Raw genomic sequence first — 25,480 nt, 5'->3', positions numbered from 1 at the left:
GATCTTTCCATATCTGAAAGGTATTAATTTTTCATATAACTGAAAGTGCTGCAATAAAATTGCAGGGTTTTGAACCCTAAATTGAGACCAATAATATAAAAAAGAACGATTGATTAGTCTAATCGTTCTTTTTTGTTTTAACTACTTAACCTAATAAAAATTACTAATACTTCATCTTCCCTTTGGGTAACAAATAACTCACTTCAGAACACTTCTATGTAATAATTGCTAAAAAATTGAAGTGGAAATGGTAAAAGAATTAAGCTATTTGCCTTCTCATATATTAATTTGTGTAATCATTGGTATAGGTTTACAGTTTAATTTTAAAATATGGGATTATGGCTTTTATCAACTTTACATTCCAATAACTATTCTTTTATTAGTAATCATCATAATTCATCTACTAAAAAGGAAAAAACTCTTTATTTTCTTTACTTCTCTACTCTATATACTTCTAGGCATATCAACCACATATATATCATCAAAACAAAACTATAACAATTACTATAAGAGCCATATAAAATCAACATCAAGTTTGGTATTGAAAATAGACGAAAAATTAAAGCCTAACAATTACAACCATCGCTTTATTGGAAAAGTTATAACCGTTGATGATAAAAAAGTAAAAGGTAATTTGATAATTAATATCAGTAAAGATTCAAAAAGTAAAGAGCCAAATATTGGTGATTTGATTTATACTAAATCCATACCAACAGAGATAAGTAAACCCAAAAACCCTTACAGTTTTAACTATAAAAATTATCTGAAAACTAAAAGTATTGAAGAGCAATTATATTTAAACTCCGTTGACTATTATATCATAAAAAACGAGCATCCTAGTTTTATAAATGGTCTAGCAATATTTAAAAACACGTTACAAAAGAAATTAAAAAATAAGTTTTCTAAAGATGTATATGGAATTATTAGCTCATTACTTTTAGGAGAACGAAAGGAAGTTTCAAAAGAGCTTATAAAAAATTATGCAGATGCTGGTGCAATACATATCCTTGCCATATCTGGGCTTCATATTGGGATATTAGTTTTTATCCTAAGTACACTTTTATCTCCCTTATTATATTTTAAACATGGAAAGTTTATAAAGTTATTTATTCTCATCTCCTTGTTGTGGTTATTTGCTGTATTTACAGGATTATCTGCTTCAGTTGTTCGAGCAGCAACAATGTTTTCTTTTATGGTAATAGGAGACTCAATCAAACAAAAGCAACCTATTGAACATTCGCTTATTAGTTCTATGCTGGTGTTATTATTGGTTAATCCTTTATTTCTATTTGATGTCGGATTTCAATTAAGTTATATTGCAGTATATAGCATCGTAAAACTTCAACCTCTAATAGTAAATGTTTGGAAACCAAAGTATCTAATTCTTAAAAAAATATGGCAACTCACAACGGTATCATTTGCCGCACAAATTGGTGTTTTACCGCTAAGCTTATATTATTTCAATCAATTTCCTAGTTTATTCATTATTTCAAATCTTATTATAATTCCATGTTTGGGATTCATACTTCTATCTGGAATTATAATCATAATCTTAATATTAATTGAATGTACACCAGAGCTTATAATTCAGAGTTACGAATACGGTATACAACTCATGAATTTTGTAATTAAATGGTTAGCAGTACAAGAAGATTTTATCTTTAAAAATATTAGTCTGTCTTTAATTGAAATGTTGTGTTGGTATGTCCTCATGGTTCTATTCTTTGGATTTATAATCAACAAATCAACCAAAAAATTTATTGCTTTCCTAACACTAGTTATAACACTCCAAGCTTTATTAATAACATCTAAATATGAAAGAAACACTAAAAAAGAACTTATTGTGTTTCACAAAAACAAAACATCTATACTTGGCATAAGAAAATCAAATACACTTAAAATTTATTCTAACTTATCTTTAAATGAACTTGAAAAAGAACAATCTATCTCTAACTACATTTTATACGAAAAAGTATCCCTAAAGGTAGCTTCAAAAAAAGCTAGAATTTTATCATTTACTGATGAAACTATTTTAAGTATTGATAGTTTGGGCGTATACCCAAAAGATTTTCAAAAAAAGGCGATAGTACATCTTAAACACTCTCCTAAAGTTAATTTGAATCGACTAATAGACAGCTTACAACCTAAACTGATTATCGCTGATGGATCTAATTACAAAAGCTATATAAATCGTTGGCAAAAAACCTGTGAGAAACAAAAAACGCCATTTCACTCAACTCAGCAAAATGGCGCTTATATTTTAAAATATTAAGTTCTTATAATGAACTTTTAAAATTCTTTTCAAAATCTTTCCAAGGTGTATTTTTATAAGCTTCACCACTAAAATAAGCCAATATTTTTTCGAATTTTTCTTTTACTAAATAGCCAGGAACTGTTTGAATTAATTGTTCCTCAGCAGTAAAAAAAGCAGTTGAAGGGTAACTTAATTTTCCATTCAAAATTGCTACTGCTAATTCGTGATATTTACTTCTACCTTTTTGTACAAACTTAAAAGTTCTCCCTTTAAAAGTAATATCTTCTTTTCCTTCTCCGTCCATCTTAACTGCATAATAATTATCATTAATATACTTAACGATTACTTCATTTTTATAAGTGGTAGCATCCATCCTTTTACACCATCCACACCAGTCTGTATATAAATCAATCATAATAGGCTTCGGATTCTTTTTATTTAATTCTAAAGCCTCCTCAAATGATAACCAATTAACTTCTTGTGCTTGCACTGAAATTGTAGAAAGAACAACAACAGCTAATAATACTAATTTTCTCATAATACATCTGTCTCAATAAGTATTCCAAATTTACAAAAAAACCTATCAAATTTTACTTTGATAGGTTGTAATATATTCTTAAAGTTGAAGTTGTTACTTTACTCCGTGCATTAATTTCTTAATAACTGGATACAACACTGCTGATAAAACAGCAAGCCCTAATGAAATAAATGTCAACAACCAGAAAAAACTACTTAAACCTTTTTCTTGCGCTATTGCCTCTGAAGACTCTGCAAATACACCTGCTAACTTCATTCCTATAGCAACCGCTAAATAATATACTCCAAACATAAATGCAATCATTCTTCCTGGAACCAATTTAGACACATAAGATAACGCTACTGGAGAAATACAAAGTTCACCCATAGTATGGAAAAGATATACTAAAACCAACCAAATCATACTCACAGAAGCTGTTTTTGCACCAACTGGTATTGTTGAAGAACCTATAGCAACACAAGCCATTCCTAATCCTAATAACCCCATTCCTATCGCCCATTTCATATTGGCATTAGGGTTATATTTACTCTCCCACCATTTAGAAAATAAGGGTGCCAAGGTAATAATGAATAATGAATTTAATATTCCAAACCAAGAAGCATCAACTTCTGCAACATCTTGACTAAACTTATCTACTAATCTATACATAGCAATAAACCATACAATTACAAAACTGAGTGCTAATACTATATTAGACCAAGAATATCTTTTAAAAGTCTTTTTAAATAATAAATATAATACCCAGGTAATAATTACTAGAGGTATAATAGTAATTAAAGCATCAATAATTTTAAATATCATAGCAGAATTTCCTTCTAGTATTCTATTAGTATAATCTTTAGCAAAGATTGTTAATGAACTTGGCGATTGTTCAAATACAGCCCAAAAGAAAATTGTCACAAAACAGAAAAACGTAACCGCTAACATTCTATCCCTAGTAATTCTCTCATATCTCGGTATTCTCATAACTAAGAGAGCTATAAAAATAATAAACGCTAAAATTATTGCGCATGTAGCACCAGATAAACCAAATACTTCAAATGGAAAAATATCATACTTCCCCTCAGAAATTTTTGAAATAGGATCATTAAATATCCATAAAAGACCTAGTAAAGAAGATAATCCAATTAATGCTTTTTCTAAACCAGTAAATGGATTTCTCTTATCTTTATCTTCGTTATTCTTTTTTGCTGTATCTAAAACTTCATCTAAAACGTCAACGTTTTTATTTTTAGCCTCAACTCCTATATTTCCAAAAATATCTTGAATTAACCAGAACTGTAACAATCCGAATAGCATAAATATTCCAGCTACTCCAAATCCCCAAGACCATCCTATTTTTTCTCCCAAGTATCCACATAATAAAATACCTAAAAAAGCTCCTGCATTTACCCCCATATAAAATATAGTATAAGCACCATCTTTCTTCTCAGGTTTTCCATTATACATTTCAGATATTATTGAGGTCATGTTAGGTTTAAAAAAACCACTACCAAATACTAATAAAGCTAAACCTGCATATATAAAAAAAGGAGTCTCAACAGCCATACAACCATGTCCTAGCGTCATTAATAGTGCTCCGACAACTACTGCTTTTCTAATTCCTATGACATTATCAGCAAAATAACCTCCTAAAAGAGTAGATAAATAAACTAAAGAAGTGTAAGTTCCAAAAATTGCATAAGCCCATTCTCTTGGCCATCCCCAACCTTCGTCCATTATGGAAGCTGTGAAAAACATCACAAGTAATGCTCTCATACCATAATATGAAAAACGCTCCCACATTTCTGTAAAGAAAAGAACAAACAACCCAGCAGGATGTCCTATAACTTTATCTTTGAATAAATTCTCTATATCTGTATTCATTTAATAAATTATTTGATGATTATTCTTAATGTATTCCTTTCATAAGTTTTTTTAACAAAGGCACTAAGCCCAACAAGACAACAGCACAACCAAGTACTACATATACTCCCCATTGAAGATAAACATCTACATAAGGACTTATTTGTTCTGCCATTGATGCGTTCTCTTTTAACTCTCCAACACTTATTAACTTACCTATTTCTGTAGCCATTTTATTACCTACTGAATAGGATAAAAACCAAGCCCCCATTGTAAAACCAACTATATGTGAAGGTGATAATTTAGTAATCATAGACAAGCCTACTGGAGATAAGCAAAGCTCTCCTAATGTATGGAATAAATACATGAAGATAATCGCCCATATTATAATTTTTTCTCCAGATGCCATTGCTGATTTTGCTCCTAAAACGATTATTAGAAATCCTAAAGCCAAAAGAACAAGAGAATAAACAAACTTTAAAGGTGTACTAGGCTCTGCTTTAAGTTTATTTAACTTCATCCATAACCAAGCAAAAACAGGAGCGAATATTATAATGAATAGAGCGTTTAAAGCCTGAAATTGCGAAGCAGGTATTTCTGATCCTCCTATTGTCCTATCAACAAACCTATCAGTAATTAATGTAAGTGTACCTCCTGCTTGCTCAAACAATGCCCAAAACATTGCGTGAAATATAAAAAGGATAAGTACAACCAGTAATCTTGAGCCATTTTCGTACTTTGAACTTAAATAAATCAAATAACCTAAAACCGCAACAGTAATTCCAGTTAAACCAACTTTAAAAACATTATCATAACTAAATAAGATAGCCCAAAGCGGAACTGCAATAAAACTAAGTGTAATTATTACTTTATTTAAGCTTAGTCCAGCAAATACACTCTGAGTATCATATTTTACATCAGGAACTAATCCTTTTTCTCCAAAATACTTTAAGTTTCTCCAAAAAACATATAGCCCTAAAAACATTCCGATTCCTGCTAATCCAAATCCCCAGTGCCAACCCACCGATTCACCTAAGTATCCACACGTCAAAGCTGAAAGAAATGCTCCTACATTTATTCCCATATAAAAAATATTGTATGCTGGATCTTTTCTTGGGTCATCTTGTTCATAAAATTTACCTAAAAAACTAGAAATATTTGGTTTAAAATAACCCGTTCCCACAACAATAAAAGAAAGGGCTACAAAAAAGAAAAATTCATTAGTCTCTGCTATTAATCCTTGAGCAGCTAATACAATGTGCCCTAAACTAATTAATACTCCTCCTAACAAAATTGATTTTCTAAAACCTAAAAATTTATCCGCCATCATACCTCCAATAATTGGACCTAAATATATAGACGCGGTATAAGTACCATAAATTGCTAAAGACTTTACATCTGCTTCTCCACTTGTTATCTGTTGAAACACAACTTTTACCATATATAAAGTTAGTAAAGCTCTCATTCCATAGTAGGAAAAACGCTCCCACATTTCGGCAAAAAAGCATACAAAAAGTGCTCTTGGGTGCATCTTGCTATTTGCTTTAATAACTAGTGGTATCCATATTAAACAGAAAACCCATCCAAAAATTATCAGTCCTAAAGAAAAATCCATTCGAAGTATTTTAGTAGTTGTTTGTTATTAGTTTTTAAGATTCTCTAGCACGAAGTTGGTTAGCTTCGTAAATAAATGCAATCTTGTATTCTTTCCTTTGTATATTCCGTGTGCTCTATCAGGATAAATGAACAAATCGAACTGCTTGTTGTTTTCAACTAAAGCATTTACCATTCTCATAGTATTTTGCACATGAACATTATCATCTCCCGAACCATGAACTAAAAGATACTTTCCTTTTAATTTATCCGCATGTGTAATTGGAGAATTTTCATCATATCCAGATGCATTTTCTTGTGGTGTTGTCATATAACGTTCAGTATATACTGTATCGTAAAAACGCCATGAAGTTACAGGTGCCACAGCAATTGCCATAGAGAATACATCATTCCCTTTTAAAATACAATTAGTACTCATAAAACCTCCGTAAGACCAACCCCAAATTCCAATTTTATTAGCATCAATATAAGGCTCTGTAGAGAAAAATTTAGCAGCAGCTATTTGATCCTCTACCTCATATTTACCCAATTCTTTTTGTGTAACTTTCTTAAAATCTCTTCCTTTTAAACCAGTACCTCTTCCATCAACACATGCAACGACAATTCCTTTCTGTGCTAACATTTGATGCCAATAATCATTGCTCGAATTCCAACGATTTGCTACTTGCTGAGAACCCGGACCTGAGTATTGGAACATCAATAATGGATATTTTTTGTTTGGATCAAAATCAGCAGGCTTTATAACCCACATGTTTAAATCATTACCATTAATTTTATACGTAAAGAATTCCTTCTTACTCATTTTATAACCTCCAACTTTTACTTGAAGTTCAAGATTATCTTTTAACGTCTTAATTTTAGTTCCTTGTCCGTCATATAAGGTATATGTTGGAACTTGTGTAGCAGAAGAATGTGTATTGATAAAATACTTCATGTTTTTACTAAATGAAGCATTACTATGTCCAGTTTTTGGTGTTAATAATTTCTTGTTAGAACCATCAATTCCAATAGTATAAACTCCTCTATTAATAGAACCATTTTCAACAGACTGATAAAACACCTTATTCGTAGTCTTATCTAATCCATAATATTTTGTTACTTCCCAGTTACCTTTTGTTATTTGGCTTTTTAAAGCTCCTGTTTTATCGTAATGATAAATATGATTGAAACCATCTTTTTCACTAGTCCAAATAAAACTATTATCATCTAAAAATGTTAAGTTATCCTGAACATCTACATAAGCAGAATCTTTTTCATTCAAAACTACTTTAGCGGCATTCGTCTTAGCGTCATAGAAATATAAATTCAAATCGTTTTGATGACGATTTAACGTAGTAACTGATAAAACCGTTGGCTCTTTCGTCCATTGAATTCTTGGAATGTATTCATAGTTTGAAAGATCAATTTTTTTCACGCTCTTATCTGATACTGTAAAAAGATTCAACGTAACTTTTGCATTCTTTTCTCCTGCTTTAGGGTATTTGAATGTATTCATTGAAGGATATAATTCATTTCCAGTTACATTCATTGAAAACTGAGCTACTTCACTTTCATTAAAACGTAAGAACGCAACATAATTACTATCTGCACTCCAATCAAAAGCTTTTACAAAAGCAAATTCCTCTTCATAAACCCAATCTGTAGTACCATTGATAATTGAGTTAAACTTACCGTCAGTAGTTACTTTAACTTCTCTATTTTCTTCTAAATTTCTTACATAAAGGTTATTTTCTTTAGCATATGCTACCTTCTTGCTATCTGGTGAAAAAGTAGGCTCCTGAATATCTTTACCTAATAAGGTTAATTCTTTGGTTTTAACATCATATACATAAAAAGTTCCTTTTGAAGAATGACGGTATACTTTTTTAAAGTCTGTTCCTAACAATAATTTTGTTTCATCATTGTTAAAAGAGTATGACGTAAAATAATCTAAGTTATATAGGTCTTTACTATCTACAATAGTTGCTACTTTTGACTGCGTTGCATAACTGTATTTATCAACAGAAGTACTTCTTGAAACTTGATCAAAATTTAAAACCGAATAGAAATCTCCATTCATCGGGTTTAAAGCATTCATACGATCGGCAGAGAATGTGCCTGTCCAAATTTCCTCTAAAGTTATTTCCTTTTTTACTTGTGAAGTGACTGTAATACAATTTCCTATAAACAGTACTGTTAAAATTGCTAATAAGCGTAATTTTCCCATCAAAAAAATGATTTATTTGATAATTTGATAAAACGACTGCCAAGTTTACGAAAAAATAATAAACTTTACAGTAATTTAACAGAAAAGTACGATATCTGGACCTCTTTTATTTGAAAGATTTATCTTTGTTTTCTCTAAAACAAGATGAATGTCGAAGATTATTTCTGGTTTTTCAAAACTAAGTAAAGAAGAGAAAATTGATTGGTTAGCTGAAAACTATTTTAACAGTCAACCTGAAATCATTCAAACTATAAAACAATATTGGAATGTAGATGAAAAATTACAACAACTTCATGATGATTTTATAGAAAATACTATCTCTAATTTTTACATGCCTTATGGTATTGCTCCGAACTTTCTTATCAATGGAAGAGAATATGTGGTTCCTATGGTAGTTGAAGAAAGCTCTGTTGTGGCAGCCGCTTCAAAAGTTGCTAAATATTGGAGTACTAGAGGTGGATTTAAAACCGAAGTAATTTCTACCACAAAAATTGGTCAAGTTCATTTTATCTATGCTGGGGCTAAAGCTGACCTTGAAGATTACTTTCAAAAAAACATAACTGAATTGCATGCTGCTACTGCATCCATAACTAAAAACATGGAAAAACGAGGCGGTGGAATTTTAGATATTCAACTAGTTGACAAAACTGAGAAATTAGCAGACTACTATCAACTTCATGTTACGTTTGAAACTAAAGATAGCATGGGGGCAAACTTTATCAATTCATGTTTAGAAGCAATCGCTAAGAAGTTTCAGAATGATGAGATTGAAATAATCATGAGTATACTTTCTAATTATGTTCCTGAATGTTTGGTTCGTGCTGAAGTAAGTTGTCCTATTGAAAAATTAGGAGGAGAAAATCCAGAAAAGTTTGCTTACAAGTTTGAGCAAGCTGTAAAAATTGCTGAGATAGAACCCTACAGAGCTGTAACACACAACAAAGGAATTATGAATGGAATTGATGCTGTTGTGTTAGCTACTGGAAATGATTTTAGAGCTATTGAATCTGGTGCACACGCCTATGCAGCCAGAAATGGAGAGTATACAAGTTTAACGCATTGTGAAGTAAAAGATGGCATTTTCAAATTCTGGATTGAAATTCCTTTAGCCTTAGGAACTGTTGGTGGTTTAACTGCTTTACATCCTATGGCAAAGCTTTCTTTAGACATGATGCAAAAACCTTCTGCCAGAACTTTAATGCAAATTATCGCCGCAGCTGGTTTAGCTCAAAATTTTGCTGCTTTACGTGCATTAACCACAAAAGGTATTCAGCATGGACATATGAAGATGCATTTAATGAACATTTTAAATCAGCATCATGCTACTCCAACAGAAAAAGATGAAGTAATCGCCTATTTTGAAAACAGAACTGTTTCGCATAGTGCTGTTGTAGAAAAATTGAATTCATTAAGAAAACCAACTGTGAATTGGGTTGATTATTCAAACGAAGAGGAAGTTAGAAATAAGCTACAATTGTTAACTAACGATTCTAAGCCTTCTTTTGGAAACATGAATGCTCAACAAATGATTGAACATTTAAGTGAAATCACTAAAATTCCGAACGGAAATTGGAAAATTGATGTTTTTGTAGATGAGGAAAAAGCAGCGAGAAGAAAACCTTTTTTAAAAACGGATAATGAAATACAAATTGGCTTTAAAGCTTCTTTCTTATCTGAAAATCCTGTTCCGTTACAATTTAGTTCAATACATGAAGCTATTGAAGATTTAATTAAACAAATCAGGTTATTTAAGGAAGTTTTTGAAAAGAACCCATCGAGAATAGTAACTCATCCTTTCTTTGGCGATTTAGATTATAACCTTTGGAAAAAATTCCAAGTAAAACATTTTACACATCATTTTAAACAGTTTGGATTGGCATAGGAGTATTGTGCTACAGGTGGCTGAGCGAAGTCGAAGCCCATTGTTAAATATCAAAAACAAAATGACTTAAACTTTGCCTATCTTACCATAAAAAATGAAAAAGATGAAAAGTGGATTTGTTTATATTTTGGAGTGCTGTGATGGAAGCTATTATACTGGTAGTACGATTAACATCGATAAAAGATTAATCGAACACCAACAGGGTAAAGGGGCTATTTATACTAAAAAAAGATTACCCGTTGAATTAGTATATCTTGAAAGCTTTGATTGCATTGAAAAAGCTTTTATAAAGAAAAACAAATTCAGGGTTGGAGTAGAAAGAAGAAATTAGCTCTAATTGAGAAAAATTACAATCTTCTATCTAAATTAGCTGAATGTAAAAATAAGTCTCATTATAAAAACAAATGATTTAATTTTACTTTAACTGGCTTCGACTTCGCTCAGCCTCCATAAAAAGAAATTTAACTAATTATAAAATTGAACAAATTCTACTCAAACGGAAAATTATTACTTACTGGTGAATATGTTGTTTTAGATGGGGCAACTTCTTTAGCTGTTCCTACAAAATACGGGCAAGATTTAGTTATCCAACCTATTGAAGAACCTGTTTTAGTTTGGGGAAGCTTTACCAATGAAGGGAATTGTTGGTTTGAAGCTCAATTCGGCTTACCGAAACTTCGCTTGACCTCAGCTTCTTTTAATTCTGATAATGAAGGAAGTTCAGAAACTATTGCGGAAACATTACAAACAATTTTACAAGAAGCCAGAAAACTAAATCCGAATTTCTTACAAATCGAAAAAGGCTTTATAGTAAAAACAAATTTGACATTTCCACAAGACTGGGGACTAGGAAGTTCTTCTACATTAATTAACAACATTGCTACATGGGCAAATGTAAATCCGTTTGACTTATTGTGGAATGCTTTTTCAGGGAGTGGTTATGATATTGCTTGTGCTAAATATAATTCTCCTATTTTCTATACATTAAAAGATAGTAAACCTATTATTTCAGAAGTTAACTTCTCTCCTACTTTTATAGACAATTTGTTTTTTGTGTATTTAAATCAGAAACAAAATAGTAGAGAAGGCATTAAGCGATACAGAGAAAAGAAACAACATATTGAAAAAGAGATTCAAAGAATTTCAGATCTTTCTAAAGAAATGGTTTTGGCAACTTCTTTATCTGACTTCGAGAATATTGTAGAGGAACACGAAAATATTATTGCTTCTATTGTTGAGTTGCCGAAAGTAAAAGAGCAATTATTTTCCGATTATTTTGGACAAGTTAAGAGTTTAGGAGCTTGGGGTGGTGATTTTGTATTAGCAACTGGAAATCAAGATTCACTTACCTATTTTAAACAAAAAGGATACACAACTGTCATTCCTTATAAAAACATGATTTTATGAGTAAAGTTGTAATTATTGGAGGTGGTGCCGCAGGTTTTTTCACAGCGATTAATGCGAAGGAATTAAATCCTGAATTGGACATTACAATTCTTGAAAAAGGAAAAGATGTTTTACAAAAAGTAAAAATATCTGGAGGTGGGCGTTGTAACGTTACTCATGCTTGCTTTGAACCTAAAGAATTGACAAAGTTTTATCCTAGAGGCCAAAAAGAATTACTAGGACCGTTTCATCAATTTATGACGGGTGATACTTTTGAATGGTTTGAAAACAAGGGTGTTCCTTTAAAAATCGAAGCAGATAATAGAGTTTTTCCAGAGGCAAATACATCACAAGCCATTATTGATTGTTTCCAAAAAGAAATTAAGCGTCTTAGCATTAAAGTACTTACAGGAAAAGGTGTTACTACTTTTTATTCTGAAAATGAAAAATGGGTTATCAAAACTAAAGACGAGGAGTTTATTGCTGATAAATTAGTAATTGCGGCTGGAAGCAGTAAAAAGATTTGGGATATTTCAAAAGAATTGAATCATACTATTATTCCAACAGTTCCTTCTTTATTCACATTTAATATAAAAGATGATCGAATTAAAGATTTAGGTGGTGTTTCTGTACCCAATGCAACAGTAAAAATTAACGGCACAAAATTAGAAAATAATGGTCCATTATTAATTACACACTGGGGAATGAGTGGGCCTGCTGTTTTAAAGCTTTCAGCCTTTGGAGCACGGATTTTAGCTGATAAAAACTACAAATACTCAGTTAGTGTTAATTGGTTATCTAAATCAGAAGAAGAAATTACCGAGACTCTTTTAGACTTAAAGAAAGTAAATGCTCGTAAGCAAATTGGATTAAAATCTCCTTTCGCCGAAATACCTCGTCGTTTGTGGGAACGTCTAATTATTGGTAGTTCAATTAGTTTACAACAAAACTGGGCAGATATTAGTAAAAATCAGCTTATAGCTTTAGCGCAACAACTTACTGGTGCTACTTTTAATGCAGATGGAAAATCGACTTTTAAGGAAGAGTTTGTTACTGCAGGAGGTATAGATTTAAAAGAAATTAATTTTAAACGTTTTGAAAGTAAGCTTCATAAGAATTTATTTTATGTTGGTGAAATCCTAAATATTGATGCCGTAACGGGTGGGTTTAACTTTCAGAACGCTTGGACAGGTGGCTGGATTTGCGCTAACGCAATTGCAGAGAAAGAGTAAAGAGTAAAGAGTAAAGAGTAAAGAGTAAAGAGTAAAGAGTAAAGAGTAAAGAGTAAAGAGTAAAGAGTAAAGAGTAAAGAAAATTACTAATTTTTATAATCTTCTTTACTCTTTTTAAATAACGTCTAATTGTAGACTTTAGATTGAATACTGAATACTAAAAATTACTCCTCTTCGTCAGATTCGTAACCGTTAAAAACCATAGTATAGCCGTATTCTTTAGCTTCATCATAGAACTCACGGTTTTCTTTGTCTAAATCTTTCTCATCGTCGATTTCAAAAAATTCATCATCTACGGCTTCTACTTTCCATCCTTCTTCTTCAGTGTAATATTTTGCTAACTGAATGGCTCCTTCAGCGTCTGCATAATCGATATAAACACTTACAAAAGCTCCAACAACTTTATTGTAATATTCTGACCCTTTCTTTGGTTTTGCTTGTAAATTAATTAAATACATAATAATTAAGTTTTATTCATTAATAACTCATTACTGTTCCATAATACAGTAATTGATAAGTTTTGACATCTAACAACAAATAGTTCATAGACATCATTATTCCGTAATTTGATTTATCATAAAACAACTGCTCGAAATACGAAATTTTATTTCCATCATGATCATAATATTCTCCATTGGTTTTAAAATGATCTTCATAAAAATTTTCTAACTGTGATAATCTATGCACATTTACCTGTGCTGATATGGTGTACAAACTATCAATTTTTACTTTTAACTGATTGCCTCTTTTAGTTAAGTTTCCGTTATTTTTAAACAGTATTTTTTTATAGAAATCTTCATCTAGCAAATTGTATAAGACACGTTCAGAATTCACTTCTTCTTGTGTATTCACTATAAACTTTGATAAATTATTAGACAATCTATTCAGCTCTGCGATTCGTACTCTTGTTTTCTGAAACATTAAAGGTTTTTCATCTGCCTGCCTTTCAAAAAAAGCTGTTCTTCCCTCTATAATATCATCACTAACACGAATTGATCTTTCTAATGATTTATGAGCATAGTAGGTAGAAAAATTATGCTGTGCGAAACTATTTAAACAAATAAAGACAGCAAATAAAATTGATTTTTTAAACATTCATTTTATAATTATTTTACAAAATACAATAATTTAACGATTTAAAAATTAGAGCAAATTTAAAACCCTATGAAAAATTAATCTGCCAATTCTCCTCTATGAGGTTTTAAGGCATCTCTAAATATTTTCATTTTTGATTCATCAACAATAATAAATGCAATTGTAAACATTTCATTTAATTGATTATGGGCTACTTCATGATAATTTAAACTTTGTATTTGAGCAAACTCTTTTAAATGTATGCAATGATGTTTAGCTGTCTCTAAAGCATCCGGACCTTTGAAATCCCAAATCAATTTAATCTTACGTTCCATAACGCAAAAATACCCAATTCATTTCTGAACTGGGTAGTGTTTTTATTGTTTTGATTGACTTTATTTTTTCTTTACTGCTAAACCTATTATAAACAATCTACCTACTAAAAAAACGAACATCCCAAATGATGGAGATAAGAGTCCTATTTTTAAGCCTCCGGCCAACATAGGTGTTGCTATGTTTTTACTTGTATCGGTCATCGCATCGAAAGCATTAATTAAACCTAGCATCATTCCTAAAAAACCCCAAACTAAGGCAAATAAACTTACATGGCTTAATAGTTCTTTTAACTTTCCTGATTCATCTCCTTTTTTCAAAGCAATTACACCAATACCAATACAAGTTAATAACATCAAAAATATTGGATACATAAATGTAGGACCTCCTTCGTTCATTATTCTGAAAATCCCAGCTAAAAATAAAAAGTTCATAGTATTATGTTTTTAAAATTAATATGCTTCAAAAGTAGGATTGACATTTGCTGCTTTTATTTCATTTCGATGGATAACAAATCTAACAATAAACTTTACATGATTAATGAGACTTTTGACAAATACGTTGAAAACCCTCCTATTCCTGAATTTCATCGCAAGTATTGTTTTTATTAACTCAAAAAATCTAATATTGCAATGATGGAGCACTTGAAAATATATGGCAAACTGTTAATGCAACTCATAATACATTTAGTATTTTGGATTGGCATTTACTTTTTCTTTACCTATTATCTAGGTTATGGAAGCTCGAACACAACTTATATAAATAATTTTACATTCTACTTAATGCCCGTAACCATTTCTTTAGGTTACTTTTTCTTTTATCTACTGATTCCAAAATATTTATTTGTCAAAAAGCATTTTCTTTTTGCTTTATATTCTATTTATACTTTTATTATTTCTTTCTTTTTTATAGTGTTATCTATATTTTACGGAATGGTTTTTTCAGATCATTTGGCTATTGAAGATAAAACACCGCTAACCAAAACGGTTCCTTATATTATTTTCGGAGTCTATTTTGTTGTCCTCATTGTTATTGTTTTAGGTTTTTTAATCAATAATTATAAAGCTACACTTAAGAGTGAGGATTTGAGGAATAAATTTCTTGAGGCACAACTTCAACTAAAAGAACAAGAACTGAAGTATTTAAAGATGCAAATCCATCCACATTTTTTATTTAATACGCTCAATACTTTATATGGATTTGCTTTGAAAAAATCTGAGAAAACACCTGATGTAATCTTAAAACTTTCTGGTTTGTTGGATTATATTTTATATCAAGTTAATAAGCCTACCGTTTTATTAGACGATGAAATTGAACATATAAAAAATTATATTTCTTTAGAAAAAATTCGTTTCCAAGAGAACTTGAATATTCAGTTCAATCAAAATAATAGTAATAAAAGTATTTTAGTTCCTCCGATGCTATTGTTACCATTTGTTGAAAACGCCTTTAAACATGGCGCAAGAGTAAATGGAATTTTATCTATTGCAATTACTATTCAAACGAAAGATAATTACTTGTTATTTAGTTGTGAAAATTCAAGAAAACCTAATGAATCTAAAAAAAGTGGTATTGGGCTAACGAATATTCATGAACGATTAAAAATGCTTTTTGAACATAATTTTACCTTAAAAATATCTGAAGAGAAAGAACATTTTAAAACATTTCTAAAAATCCCTATCAATGATGAACAACCTGTATAATTGCGTTATTGTTGACGATGAACCTATTGCTAGGGAAATCATTGAAAGCTTTGTACATAAAACTCCAAACTTAGTGTTATTAGGTAGTTTTCAAAATGCTGTTGAAGCACTGAATTTTTCGAAAAAAGAAGATGTAGATCTATATTTTTTAGACATTAACATGCCTGAAATAAATGGGTTAAGTTTGGCTAAAATCATTGATAAAAATACGCATATAATTTTTACTACTGCTTACAGAGATTATGCCATAGACGGTTTTAATTTAAATGTGGTAGATTATCTTTTAAAACCCATAGCTTTTGATCGATTTTTACAAGCAATAGAAAAAATACCAAAGAAAACTCAACATAAAATCGTTGTTGAAAATTCAGAATTTAAAAACGATTTTCTCTTTGTTCGATCTGAAAGAAAAATGATAAAAATTTCTTTCAATGATATTCTTTATATCGAAAGTTTAAGTGATTATATCAAAATTCATCTTGATGATCAAATCATTGTAACACGCGAAACAATTAGTAACATCAATACAAAATTACCTCAGCATCTTTTTTTAAGAATCCATAGATCCTATATTGTTTCTATTCTTAAGATTCATTCATATACAAATGAATTTATTGAAGTTTCTAATACTGCTTTACCTATCAGTAGAAGTTATAAAGAAACAGTATTACAAAAATTAGCGGAAATGTAACCTAAGCTATATCTTTACAAAAAATTTGGAATCTTGAACACTACAGACTTTACTTTTAAAGGCACTACAGAAACTATTGAAAAAGCTTCTTTTACTTGGCAAACACCTAGTAACATTGCCTTAGTAAAATATTGGGGTAAAAGCGAACCTCAACTACCTAAAAATGCATCAATTAGTTTTACACTAAATAATTGTCATACTACCACCAAAATAGAGTTTAGCAGAATTAAAAAAAGCAACGAACCTAAATTCGAATTGTATTTTGAAGGTAAAAAGAAGGACGATTTTAAACCAAAAATTGCAAAGTTTTTTGATAGAATAAAAGAGTACTGCTCGTACATTTTCGAATTTGAAATGATCATAAGCTCTGAAAATTCTTTTCCTCATAGTAGTGGAATAGCTTCTTCAGCAAGTGGTATGAGTGCAATAGCAATGTGTTTATTAAGCTTAGAAAAAGCATTAAACCCAAACATGACAGATGAATACCTTAATCAGAAAGCTTCTTTTTTAGCTAGACTTGGTTCTGGTAGTGCTAGTAGAAGTATAGAAGGCCCCTTAGTGGTTTGGGGAGCTCATCCAGAAATAGAAGGAAGTTCAGATTTATTTGGTGTTAAGTTTCCTTATCATGTGCATAAAATATTTCAAAACTATCAAGACACTATTTTATTAGTTGATAAAGGAGAAAAACAAGTTTCTAGTACAGTTGGGCATAACCTTATGCATAATCATCCGTATGCTGAGAACAGATTTAAACAAGCTAATGAAAACCTTAGTAAACTCTCAAAAATCTTACAAACTGGAGACATTAAAGAGTTTATTAATTTAGTTGAAAGCGAAGCATTAACACTACATGCAATGATGCTAACTAGTAACCCATATTTCATTTTAATGAAACCTAATACATTAAATATTATCAATGAAATTTGGAAGTACCGAAGAGACAACAACAGTAATGTTTGTTTTACTCTTGACGCTGGAGCTAACGTACACATGTTGTATCCTGAACATGAGAAAGAAGAGATTAAAAAACTAATAGACAGCACGTTAAAAAACTATTGTCAAAAAAATCATTATATTTGTGATAGTACCAGTTTAGGTGCAAAAAATATATAACCTAATACTCCCCTACATTATGAAAAAAGTTACACAAATTTTAGCCTTTTTCTTTATAATGTTTGTTGCTACTTCAGGTTTTGCTCAAAAAACTATTTGGTTTGATGAAAACTGGCAAGAAACTACCAAAGAAAAAAGCTCGTATTACAGACCTCAACCAAAAAAGGTTAAAAGTGGGTATTGGATAGTTGATTATTTTAAAAATGGTCAAGTTCAAATGGAAGGTTACAGCACTGTTAACGAACCTAATAAAGAACAATTTGATGGTTTAGTTACGTATTATCATCAAAACGGAAAGCCATCACACAAAGCAAACTACAAAAACGGTAAGCTTGAAGGAGTTCGAAAAGTTTTTTATGAAACTGGTGAATTGAAAGAGCAAGGACGTTATAAAGATGGTAAACGCCAAGGAATTTGGAAAATCTTTTACAAAAACGGAAAAATTAAAACCAAAGGAAAATACAAAGAAAATGAAAAGGTTGGTGTTTGGAAAACCTTTTATAAAAATGAGTATTAAGAAATTAAGTAAAATATACTTATCTTTGTATTACAAACTTGAAAAATAGATGAGAGGACCTCTTTTTTATGCTAAAATTCTACTTTTTGGCGAGTATGGAATCATTAAAGATTCTAAAGGTTTAGCTATTCCTTTTAATTCTTACAAAGGAGCTTTAAAAACAGCTCAAAATTTAACAGGAGAAGCTAAAAAGTCTAACGAAAATCTAAAATCATTTTACAACTATCTTACAAATTTAGATTCTAGTTTAGTTTCATTTAATTTAGAAAGTTTTCAAGAAGATATTTCTTCTGGAATGTATTTTGATTCTTCTATTCCGCAAGGTTATGGTGTAGGAAGTTCTGGTGCTTTAGTAGCTTCTATCTATGATAAATATGCTAACGATAAAATCACCGTGCTAGAAAACCTAACTAGAGATAAGCTTGTTAAGTTAAAAGAAATTTTTTCCGTAATGGAATCTTTCTTTCATGGTAAAAGTTCAGGTTTAGATCCACTCAATTCATATTTAAGCATTCCTATTTTAATAAACTCTAAAGAAAATATAGAGGCGACAGGAATACCTTCTCAAAAAGAAGGAAAAGGTGCTGTTTTCTTATTAGATTCTGAACAAGTTGGTGAAACTGAACCGATGGTTTCCATTTTCATGAACAAAATGAAGAATGAAGGTTTCCGCAAAATGCTAAGCGAAGAGTTTGTTACCTATACAGATGCTTGTATCGAAGATTTCCTTAAAGGAAATGTTACTTCTTTATTTGGAAACGTTAAAAAACTTTCAAAAGTAGTTTTAGCTAATTTTAAACCTATGATTCCTAATGCTTTTCATAAAGTTTGGGAAAAAGGAATTCAAACCAACGATTACTACTTAAAACTTTGTGGTTCTGGCGGTGGAGGATACATTTTAGGATTTACAGAAGATTTTGAAAAAGCAAAACAAAGCTTAAAGAACTACAAATTAGAAATTGTGTACCGATTTTAATCTATGAGTTTTTTTTCCTCAAACAACAAACTAGCTTTAAAATTTCTTAGCTTATTTTCTGTAGTTAGAGGTTACAATATATTAGTTTTAATAGCTGCTCAATATTTGGCAGCTATATTTGTTTTCTCAGATCAAAGAACACTTTTCCCAATACTTTTTGATTGGCATTTAATGTATTTAGTACTTGCAACTGTTAGTGTTGTTGCTGCTGGATATATTATCAATAATTTTTACGATGTAAAGGCTGACAGAATTAACAGACCTTTAAAAACGGGGTTAGATGCTCAAATTAAACAAGAAACTAAACTTTCTCTTTATTTTTTATTAAATTTTATCGGGTTTGCATTTGGCTGGTTAGTGTCGTGGAGGGCCGCTTTTTTCTTTGCTTTGTATATTTTTAGTATTTGGTTTTATTCTCATAAACTAAAAAAATATCCCCTAATAGGTTTAATTTCCGCAACCACTTTAACAATTCTACCTTTTTTTGTGGTGTTTGTACATTTCAAAAATTTCTCAACCATTATTTTTATACATGCCATTTTTTTATTCTTAGTGATAATGGTACGAGAATTAATTAAGGATTTGGAGAATATTAAAGGCGCCTTAGTAAATAACTACAAAACATTTCCTGTTGCTTATGGCGAAAAAAGAACTAAGCAACTTATCGCTTTACTAATTTCACTTGCTTTTATACCTACCGTCATACTTTTTAGCTATCCAGATATAGCACACATGAAATATTACTTTTATTTCGCCTCTGCTATTCTTGTTTTTATGGCTTTTTTTATTTTCAAAGCTGTTGGTAAAAAACAATATCAATTATTACACAACGTGCTCAAAATACTATTATTAATAGGCGTATTTAGTTTATTATTGATTGACAAATCAATACTTCTAGATAAAATAGTAGATGTGTTGGATTAAAAAATCCCGAGTTATGCAACTCAGGATTTTACTATCAAAAAACTTTAAAAATAACATTAAAAACCATCACCTGGAGCTTCAGGAGAAGCAGCTTGCGCTCTCTTAGGATTCAATAACATATAAGTTCCTAAAGCAGTTAATGCGCTATATTTACCATAATTGCCTAACCTTTTTAAAGCTTCTTTTCGAGTGATATTTGTTTCTTTCTTTTGATTATTCATTTCTTTGTAAATTGTTATAGAACTATCTTTTTTGTAACTCTTTTATTATTCATCACCAAATTAACTATATAAACACCATGAGTCTTATTTGAAAAACTTACTGTGTTATTTACAGGGTTAATTTTTTCATGACTTACTAGCTTTCCTTCAATATTATAAATAAAAACTTCTCCTTTTTCATCCAATCCATTTATTAATAAGTGATTTGAATCTGTTTTGATGATTTTTACTCCTTCTTCATTTAGATTATTATCATCAGATAAAGTTTTTGATACCGTATGTAAGAAAAAACGATTACTTCCCTCCTCTTCCGACACTAACATTGTTTTATAAACTGACTCAGGTTTTGACACATCAACAAATACATTTTTCAATGTGTCTTCCAATAACAATACTGTTCCTTCTGTTAAATTAGCACTTAGAGCACTAATTGTAATTTCTTCTCCTACCTGTACTTTTAAACCAATAGCAATTTTCCCTCCGTATAGTTCACTTTCTGGTAAACATTGAATGGTTAAAGGTGTTCTCATAGTATCACTTTCGATAGATGAATAAACAGAGAATGATTCTTCCTTAGCATTGAAAAGACCAGCATCATAACCTACATCCAATCCTTTAGTTGAATTTTCTAAATACTTAATGATTGTCTTTTTTCTTTTCTCTCCACCTTCTACAATTAAAGAAATTTCAACTGCAGTATTTTGTGTTCTACTAGAAATAGCTTCAGGAAGATGTACTAAGGAACTACTTTTAAATGCTACTTGTTCAACAGGATTAGCAACTTTCACAAAGAAGCCTTCAATTGGTTCAATATAATTATCTCTTGTAGCCTTATTTACTACATCATAAGAATTTGTATTTGGATTCCAGAAATACAACGCAGCATAAGCAGGATCTAACTTAGACTCATTCATTTCTAAAAAACTACTTCCATCTGAACTATTATTCGCTGGTATAGGAGCGAGATAAGGATTACCGATTAAGTTCCAGCCATTTTCCGAACCATTCATAACAGTTATATTATAATCTTTCACCAAAAACTCTGAATCAATATTACTTTGGAATTTTCTTAAATACATGCTTGAATTAGAGGTCATTTTTGTTGCAAAACCAACTCCAGGTTGTAATATATCTTGAGATGTTGAACTTAAGTAACGCCAACCACCGTTTATGGAACTTGAATTATCATAAACTGCTAAACCTTTATTGGTTCCTGTACCTGTCGCCAAGGTAGAATTAGAAATCACACTTTGAGCAACAATATCATCACCAGGCAATGCTACTAAGTACCAGTTATCAGGATGTAAATCATATCCTTTATAGGTATTTTTATTCAAAATATACGTTCCTGTCCCAGTTGCTTTTGTCGTAATTAATGAGCCAGAAGAATTAAAATTGATAGCACCTGTATTTACGTACTTATCTGTTATGGTTAATTTCCCGTTTAAGGTTATATATCCACTACTGATAATTTTTTCTACCTCTACAACATCATCTTTATTAATTGTGATATTAGAAGCACTAGGAATTTCTACTACTTCTCCTGATGAGGGAACATGACCCAAACTCCAGTTTGCTGCATCGTTCCAATTTCCAGTTACATTGTCGTCAAAACGATTTAAAGTATCGTCAAAATTTGTACAACTCTCACGGAAAGTAACTATATCATCAATATTGATCCAATTAGCTTTACTGTAAATTACATCATCAACCTCAACACAATATAAATTTGGGTTATTTGTAATATAAAAACTGCTAACATTTATATTGTTTCCGTTCTTAATAGTAAGGCTCTCTAGATTATTATTCACAGCACCTAAGCTTGTTAACATAGTGTTTTGGGATAAATCTAAATTAGAAATATTATTATTACTAATCTGTAAAAGTTTCAATGTAACATTATTAGAGACATCAATAGAATTCAGATTATTATTGTTAATATGCACATACTCTAAACTTGTGTTATTAGTTAGATTTATTCCTGAAAGACTATTTTCTATCGCATAGAGATACTTCAAAAGAGTATTATTACTAATATCTACAGAAGTTAAATTATTACCCTCAAAATTAAGGTTTTCTAATTTTGTGTTTTTTGTTACATCAATACTTGTTAACTGATTATACCAAACACCTAAGCTCTTTAATTCCAAACAATTTGTTACATCAATACTAGTCAACTCATTAGAAAAAGCGTCAACGACTTTTAATTTTATATTACTAGACAAATCCAAACCTGTTAACTCATTATGATAAATGTGTAATTCTAACAATTCAGTGTTGCTACTTAAATCAATACTAGAAATATTATTATAATTTAAGAAATTTCAAAGAAGTATTATTACTTAAATCAACTGACGCTAATTTGTTTTGAGTAGCATCCAATATCTCTAATGACGAAAATGCTTCTATCCCAGTTAAATCAGTTATATTTTTCCCTGAAACATTTAATGAATATAGCGTAGCAATTTGTTCTGTTTCCACTTTACCGTCTAACAAAGAATCTAGACCTAAATTTATTAAAGCCTGTTCAAAATTAGAGTCTGGTATTTGAGTGTATACTATTGTACAATCCTCTTTAAACTGCGCTGTATTATCTTTAAAATTTGTCCATTTCAACAAACTATAATTAGCATCATCAACCTGTATACAGGTTAAATCAGGATTCTTTTTTACCGAAAAAGTTATAAAATTAGTATTGTTTCCATTCTTTAAATTTAAACTAGTTAATGCATTTTCGTCTGCAACAAAATATTTTAATGAAGTTGCCATACTTAAATCAATAACCTCTAATTTATTACTATTAGCATAAAAAGATTCAAGCGCTACACTACTACTTAAATCTAAAGCAGAAATATTATTTGCTGAAATTGACAAATATATTAAAGCTGAATTATTACTAAGATTAACATTCGTTAATTCATTATTGTATGCAACAAGATTAATCAAATTAGTATTATTACTTAAATCTAAACTTGTAATTTTATTATTAAAAATTGATAAATACTCAATACTTGTAAAATCCTCAATACCAGATAAATCAATTATATTTTTACCAACAACATTAAGTGATTTTAAAGAGGTGATGTTAGAAGTAACCACATAATTATCAAGTACATCATCATACCCTAAATCAATTAAAGCTTGTTCAAAATTATCATCAGGCACATACGTCTTAGGAGAACAATCAGTATTATAAGTTGCCGTATTATCTTTAACCCATGTATATGGTCTATTATTAGTAATATAATCCACTTTAATACAAGTTAAATCAGGATTATTAGTTACTGCAAAATGTGTAATTATTCCATTATTTCCATTCTTAATATTTACCTCCGTAAACTGATTGTTTTCTATCCAAACTGCAATCAATTTATTGTTTAATGACAAGTCCATTGATTTTAACTGATTCCATTGCGCATAAAAATATTGTAGTTGTATATTCTTTGAAAGATCAAGACTTGTAAGTTGATTATGCCCCAATTTTAAACTGTAAATTTTTGTATTCTTAGACAAGTCAATATCTGTTATTTGATTATTATCTAAGAAAAGCACCTCCAAATTCACATTGCTTGTAACATCCACGTTAGTAAACTGATTTTCGTAAGCATCCAATCGCTTTAAAGCTGTATTCGACGATAAATTAATCGTAGTTAATACATTATTATGTAAAAAAGTTGCTGTAAAGAAGTAAAACTTTCTATACCTGTTAAATCTTGTATTCCTTTATTTGATATTTGTAAACTAGTAACGTTAGTTATATTACTTGTCAACACATAATCATCAAGCACATTGTCGTACCCTAGGTCAATTAAGGCTTGTTCAAAATTATCATCTGGCACATACGTGTTTTGCGCCCAAAAACTAATGCTTAAAAAGCAACTAAGAATAAGTAATTTGTTTCTCATTATTAAAAATTTTGGCAAAAGTATTCTTCGATTACCACAACCATTTCACCCATTTTGGGTGATTTTATACTTTTTAAAAAAATATTTTACTTATTGAAATATTTAAAACACAAATAAATAGCTCATTTCTCAAAACGAGAAAAAATATTTTGAAAACCATAAAAATTAAACACTTTAACTAATTGCGTAAGAAATAATTAATGTAATTTTGCAAATTCAAAATTTTATAAAATGAATAAAAATAACTCGTCGAGAGGACGACAAGCTGGCGGTAACAGCAATCCTCGCAATAAAAAATCGTTTCAACCTAGAAAGAGCAAACCTTCTAACACTTCTAATAATACAAAAAAAGAAGAATCAGGAACTAGATTAAACAAATTTATAGCTAACGCTGGTATTTGTTCTCGAAGAGAAGCAGACACTTACATCGAACACGGAAGTGTAACTGTAAACGGAAAACTTGTTACTGAAATGGGATATAAGGTTCAGTCTGATGATGAAGTTCGTTTTGATGGTTCTTTAATCTCTTTAGAACAAAAAAAGTACATTCTTCTTAACAAGCCTAAGAATTACATTACTACAATGGAAGATGATAGAGGAAGAAAAACTGTAATGGAGTTAATAGGTAATGCGACCAAAGAACGTATCTATCCGGTTGGAAGATTAGACAGAAACACTACTGGGTTATTGCTTTTCACTAATGATGGTGAAATGGCTAAGAAACTAACTCACCCTAAACATAATGTTAGAAAATTGTACCACGCTTCTTTAGACAAAAAATTATCATTAACAGATTTAGAAAAACTAAGAGGAGATGTTGTAATTGAAGGAAAAAGAGTATTCATCGATGCTGTTTCTTATGTTGAAGGTGAAAAGAAAACTGAAGTAGGTATTGAAATTCATTCTGGTAGAAATAGAATTGTTAGAAAAATATTTGATCATTTCGGTTACCATGTAACTAAATTAGACCGTGTGGTATTTGCCGGCTTAACAAAAAAGAATTTACCGAGAGGAAGATATAGAGAATTAACTCAACTAGAAATTAATAATTTAAAAATGCTTTAAA

General features: G+C 30.2%; 24 protein-coding genes. 12 read left to right on the top strand and 12 right to left on the bottom strand.

Annotation, left to right across the window (positions count from 1 at the left end; genetic code table 11):
* Positions 1-247: 247 nt before the first annotated feature.
* The gene (locus EV195_RS13710) at positions 248-2,272 is read left to right on the top strand and encodes a ComEC/Rec2 family competence protein (RefSeq protein WP_132795532.1); all 2,025 of its coding nucleotides are present in this window, start codon (positions 248-250) and stop codon (positions 2,270-2,272) included.
* A gap of 4 nt (positions 2,273-2,276) precedes the next feature.
* Here EV195_RS13710 and EV195_RS13705 read toward each other — a convergent pair whose 3' ends face one another.
* From EV195_RS13705 to EV195_RS13690, 4 genes are all read right to left on the bottom strand, one after another.
* Positions 2,277-2,792, bottom strand: coding sequence for a thioredoxin family protein (locus EV195_RS13705; protein ID WP_132795531.1), 516 nt, complete (start codon positions 2,790-2,792; stop codon positions 2,277-2,279).
* A 93-nt stretch (positions 2,793-2,885) separates the two neighbouring features.
* The gene (locus tag EV195_RS13700; RefSeq protein ID WP_132795530.1) at positions 2,886-4,658 is read right to left on the bottom strand and encodes a peptide MFS transporter; all 1,773 of its coding nucleotides are present in this window, start codon (positions 4,656-4,658) and stop codon (positions 2,886-2,888) included.
* Between the two features lie 25 nt (positions 4,659-4,683).
* Positions 4,684-6,252 (bottom strand): peptide MFS transporter, encoded by a 1,569-nt coding sequence (locus tag EV195_RS13695; protein ID WP_132795529.1) that lies wholly within the window; start codon positions 6,250-6,252, stop codon positions 4,684-4,686.
* A gap of 27 nt (positions 6,253-6,279) precedes the next feature.
* A complete protein-coding gene (locus tag EV195_RS13690) occupies positions 6,280-8,457 on the bottom strand; it encodes a S9 family peptidase (protein WP_132795528.1) in 2,178 nt (725 codons plus the stop codon).
* Between the two features lie 148 nt (positions 8,458-8,605).
* Between EV195_RS13690 and EV195_RS13685 the strand changes: the two genes are divergently transcribed.
* From EV195_RS13685 to EV195_RS13670, 4 genes are all read left to right on the top strand, one after another.
* Positions 8,606-10,339 (top strand): hydroxymethylglutaryl-CoA reductase, degradative, encoded by a 1,734-nt coding sequence (locus tag EV195_RS13685; protein ID WP_132795527.1) that lies wholly within the window; start codon positions 8,606-8,608, stop codon positions 10,337-10,339.
* Between the two features lie 94 nt (positions 10,340-10,433).
* The gene (locus EV195_RS13680) at positions 10,434-10,670 is read left to right on the top strand and encodes a GIY-YIG nuclease family protein (protein ID WP_317128229.1); all 237 of its coding nucleotides are present in this window, start codon (positions 10,434-10,436) and stop codon (positions 10,668-10,670) included.
* Between the two features lie 146 nt (positions 10,671-10,816).
* Positions 10,817-11,746, top strand: coding sequence for a GYDIA family GHMP kinase (locus EV195_RS13675; protein WP_132795526.1), 930 nt, complete (start codon positions 10,817-10,819; stop codon positions 11,744-11,746).
* Positions 11,743-12,957, top strand: a complete 1,215-nt coding sequence (locus tag EV195_RS13670) for a BaiN/RdsA family NAD(P)/FAD-dependent oxidoreductase (RefSeq protein ID WP_132795525.1) — start codon at positions 11,743-11,745, stop codon at positions 12,955-12,957. The genes EV195_RS13675 and EV195_RS13670 overlap by 4 nt, the downstream gene beginning before the upstream one ends.
* Before the next feature lie 164 nt (positions 12,958-13,121).
* Here EV195_RS13670 and EV195_RS13665 read toward each other — a convergent pair whose 3' ends face one another.
* The 4 genes from EV195_RS13665 to EV195_RS13650 all read right to left on the bottom strand — a co-directional run bounded on the left by EV195_RS13665 (position 13,122) and on the right by EV195_RS13650 (position 14,798).
* Positions 13,122-13,415: a hypothetical protein gene (locus EV195_RS13665; RefSeq protein ID WP_132795524.1), complete on the bottom strand. Its 294-nt coding sequence runs from the start codon at positions 13,413-13,415 to the stop codon at positions 13,122-13,124.
* Between the two features lie 19 nt (positions 13,416-13,434).
* Entirely contained in the window at positions 13,435-14,052 is a 618-nt protein-coding gene (locus EV195_RS13660) for a hypothetical protein (RefSeq protein ID WP_132795523.1), read from the bottom strand.
* A 77-nt stretch (positions 14,053-14,129) separates the two neighbouring features.
* Positions 14,130-14,366, bottom strand: coding sequence for a hypothetical protein (locus EV195_RS13655; protein ID WP_132795522.1), 237 nt, complete (start codon positions 14,364-14,366; stop codon positions 14,130-14,132).
* Positions 14,367-14,426: 60 nt separating this feature from the next.
* On the bottom strand, positions 14,427-14,798 hold the full coding sequence (locus tag EV195_RS13650) for a MotA/TolQ/ExbB proton channel family protein (protein ID WP_132795521.1): 372 nt from the start codon (positions 14,796-14,798) through the stop codon (positions 14,427-14,429).
* 348 nt (positions 14,799-15,146) lie between these two features.
* Between EV195_RS13650 and EV195_RS13645 the strand changes: the two genes are divergently transcribed.
* Genes EV195_RS13645 through EV195_RS13620 form a run of 6 tightly spaced genes read left to right on the top strand, consistent with a single transcriptional unit; the run spans position 15,147 to position 20,288 of the window.
* Positions 15,147-16,067, top strand: a complete 921-nt coding sequence (locus tag EV195_RS13645) for a sensor histidine kinase (protein ID WP_243693127.1) — start codon at positions 15,147-15,149, stop codon at positions 16,065-16,067.
* The gene (locus EV195_RS13640; protein WP_132795519.1) at positions 16,048-16,758 is read left to right on the top strand and encodes a LytR/AlgR family response regulator transcription factor; all 711 of its coding nucleotides are present in this window, start codon (positions 16,048-16,050) and stop codon (positions 16,756-16,758) included. The genes EV195_RS13645 and EV195_RS13640 overlap by 20 nt, the downstream gene beginning before the upstream one ends.
* Before the next feature lie 33 nt (positions 16,759-16,791).
* Positions 16,792-17,871, top strand: a complete 1,080-nt coding sequence (locus tag EV195_RS13635) for a diphosphomevalonate/mevalonate 3,5-bisphosphate decarboxylase family protein (RefSeq protein WP_132795518.1) — start codon at positions 16,792-16,794, stop codon at positions 17,869-17,871.
* 19 nt (positions 17,872-17,890) lie between these two features.
* Positions 17,891-18,388, top strand: coding sequence for a toxin-antitoxin system YwqK family antitoxin (locus tag EV195_RS13630; protein WP_132795517.1), 498 nt, complete (start codon positions 17,891-17,893; stop codon positions 18,386-18,388).
* Positions 18,389-18,437: 49 nt separating this feature from the next.
* Complete coding sequence (locus EV195_RS13625; RefSeq protein ID WP_132795516.1) at positions 18,438-19,364, top strand: mevalonate kinase family protein; 927 nt, start codon at positions 18,438-18,440, stop codon at positions 19,362-19,364.
* Positions 19,365-19,367: 3 nt separating this feature from the next.
* Positions 19,368-20,288 (top strand): geranylgeranylglycerol-phosphate geranylgeranyltransferase, encoded by a 921-nt coding sequence (locus EV195_RS13620; RefSeq protein ID WP_132795515.1) that lies wholly within the window; start codon positions 19,368-19,370, stop codon positions 20,286-20,288.
* Positions 20,289-20,344: 56 nt separating this feature from the next.
* On the opposite strand, the gene EV195_RS16750 is transcribed toward EV195_RS13620, so the two are convergent.
* From EV195_RS16750 to EV195_RS13605, 4 genes are read right to left on the bottom strand one after another with little or no spacing between them, the layout of a single operon-like run.
* Positions 20,345-20,509, bottom strand: coding sequence for a hypothetical protein (locus EV195_RS16750; RefSeq protein ID WP_165915742.1), 165 nt, complete (start codon positions 20,507-20,509; stop codon positions 20,345-20,347).
* A gap of 14 nt (positions 20,510-20,523) precedes the next feature.
* The gene (locus EV195_RS13615) at positions 20,524-22,779 is read right to left on the bottom strand and encodes a T9SS type A sorting domain-containing protein (protein ID WP_132795514.1); all 2,256 of its coding nucleotides are present in this window, start codon (positions 22,777-22,779) and stop codon (positions 20,524-20,526) included.
* Positions 22,780-22,816: 37 nt separating this feature from the next.
* Entirely contained in the window at positions 22,817-24,121 is a 1,305-nt protein-coding gene (locus EV195_RS13610; RefSeq protein ID WP_132795513.1) for a hypothetical protein, read from the bottom strand.
* Positions 24,122-24,159: 38 nt separating this feature from the next.
* Positions 24,160-24,414: a hypothetical protein gene (locus EV195_RS13605; protein ID WP_132795512.1), complete on the bottom strand. Its 255-nt coding sequence runs from the start codon at positions 24,412-24,414 to the stop codon at positions 24,160-24,162.
* A 231-nt stretch (positions 24,415-24,645) separates the two neighbouring features.
* On the opposite strand from EV195_RS13605, the gene EV195_RS13600 reads away from it, so the two are divergent.
* The gene (locus EV195_RS13600; RefSeq protein ID WP_132795511.1) at positions 24,646-25,479 is read left to right on the top strand and encodes a pseudouridine synthase; all 834 of its coding nucleotides are present in this window, start codon (positions 24,646-24,648) and stop codon (positions 25,477-25,479) included.
* Position 25,480: the final 1 nt, after the last annotated feature.

This window comes from Tenacibaculum skagerrakense, from assembly GCF_004345825.1.
Taxonomy (GTDB): Bacteria; Bacteroidota; Bacteroidia; order Flavobacteriales; family Flavobacteriaceae; genus Polaribacter; species Polaribacter skagerrakensis.
The sequence above is the reverse complement of the archived record's forward strand: the minus strand, read 5'-3'. Positions and strand labels throughout refer to the sequence as shown.

Bases quoted from the DNA above. Each gene is read 5' to 3' on its own strand.
- EV195_RS13710 (WP_132795532.1), top strand. From the start codon at position 248: ATGGTAAAAGAATTAAGCTATTTGCCTTCTCATATATTAATTTGTGTA.
- EV195_RS13705 (WP_132795531.1), bottom strand. From the start codon at position 2,792: ATGAGAAAATTAGTATTATTAGCTGTTGTTGTTCTTTCTACAATTTCA.
- EV195_RS13700 (WP_132795530.1), bottom strand. From the start codon at position 4,658: ATGAATACAGATATAGAGAATTTATTCAAAGATAAAGTTATAGGACAT.
- EV195_RS13695 (WP_132795529.1), bottom strand. From the start codon at position 6,252: ATGGATTTTTCTTTAGGACTGATAATTTTTGGATGGGTTTTCTGTTTA.
- EV195_RS13690 (WP_132795528.1), bottom strand. From the start codon at position 8,457: ATGGGAAAATTACGCTTATTAGCAATTTTAACAGTACTGTTTATAGGA.
- EV195_RS13685 (WP_132795527.1), top strand. From the start codon at position 8,606: ATGTCGAAGATTATTTCTGGTTTTTCAAAACTAAGTAAAGAAGAGAAA.
- EV195_RS13680 (WP_317128229.1), top strand. From the start codon at position 10,434: ATGAAAAAGATGAAAAGTGGATTTGTTTATATTTTGGAGTGCTGTGAT.
- EV195_RS13670 (WP_132795525.1), top strand. From the start codon at position 11,743: ATGAGTAAAGTTGTAATTATTGGAGGTGGTGCCGCAGGTTTTTTCACA.
- EV195_RS13665 (WP_132795524.1), bottom strand. From the start codon at position 13,415: ATGTATTTAATTAATTTACAAGCAAAACCAAAGAAAGGGTCAGAATAT.
- EV195_RS13660 (WP_132795523.1), bottom strand. From the start codon at position 14,052: ATGTTTAAAAAATCAATTTTATTTGCTGTCTTTATTTGTTTAAATAGT.
- EV195_RS13655 (WP_132795522.1), bottom strand. From the start codon at position 14,366: ATGGAACGTAAGATTAAATTGATTTGGGATTTCAAAGGTCCGGATGCT.
- EV195_RS13650 (WP_132795521.1), bottom strand. From the start codon at position 14,798: ATGAACTTTTTATTTTTAGCTGGGATTTTCAGAATAATGAACGAAGGA.
- EV195_RS13645 (WP_243693127.1), top strand. From the start codon at position 15,147: ATGCCCGTAACCATTTCTTTAGGTTACTTTTTCTTTTATCTACTGATT.
- EV195_RS13640 (WP_132795519.1), top strand. From the start codon at position 16,048: ATGATGAACAACCTGTATAATTGCGTTATTGTTGACGATGAACCTATT.
- EV195_RS13630 (WP_132795517.1), top strand. From the start codon at position 17,891: ATGAAAAAAGTTACACAAATTTTAGCCTTTTTCTTTATAATGTTTGTT.
- EV195_RS13625 (WP_132795516.1), top strand. From the start codon at position 18,438: ATGAGAGGACCTCTTTTTTATGCTAAAATTCTACTTTTTGGCGAGTAT.
- EV195_RS13620 (WP_132795515.1), top strand. From the start codon at position 19,368: ATGAGTTTTTTTTCCTCAAACAACAAACTAGCTTTAAAATTTCTTAGC.
- EV195_RS16750 (WP_165915742.1), bottom strand. From the start codon at position 20,509: ATGAATAATCAAAAGAAAGAAACAAATATCACTCGAAAAGAAGCTTTA.
- EV195_RS13605 (WP_132795512.1), bottom strand. From the start codon at position 24,414: ATGAGAAACAAATTACTTATTCTTAGTTGCTTTTTAAGCATTAGTTTT.
- EV195_RS13600 (WP_132795511.1), top strand. From the start codon at position 24,646: ATGAATAAAAATAACTCGTCGAGAGGACGACAAGCTGGCGGTAACAGC.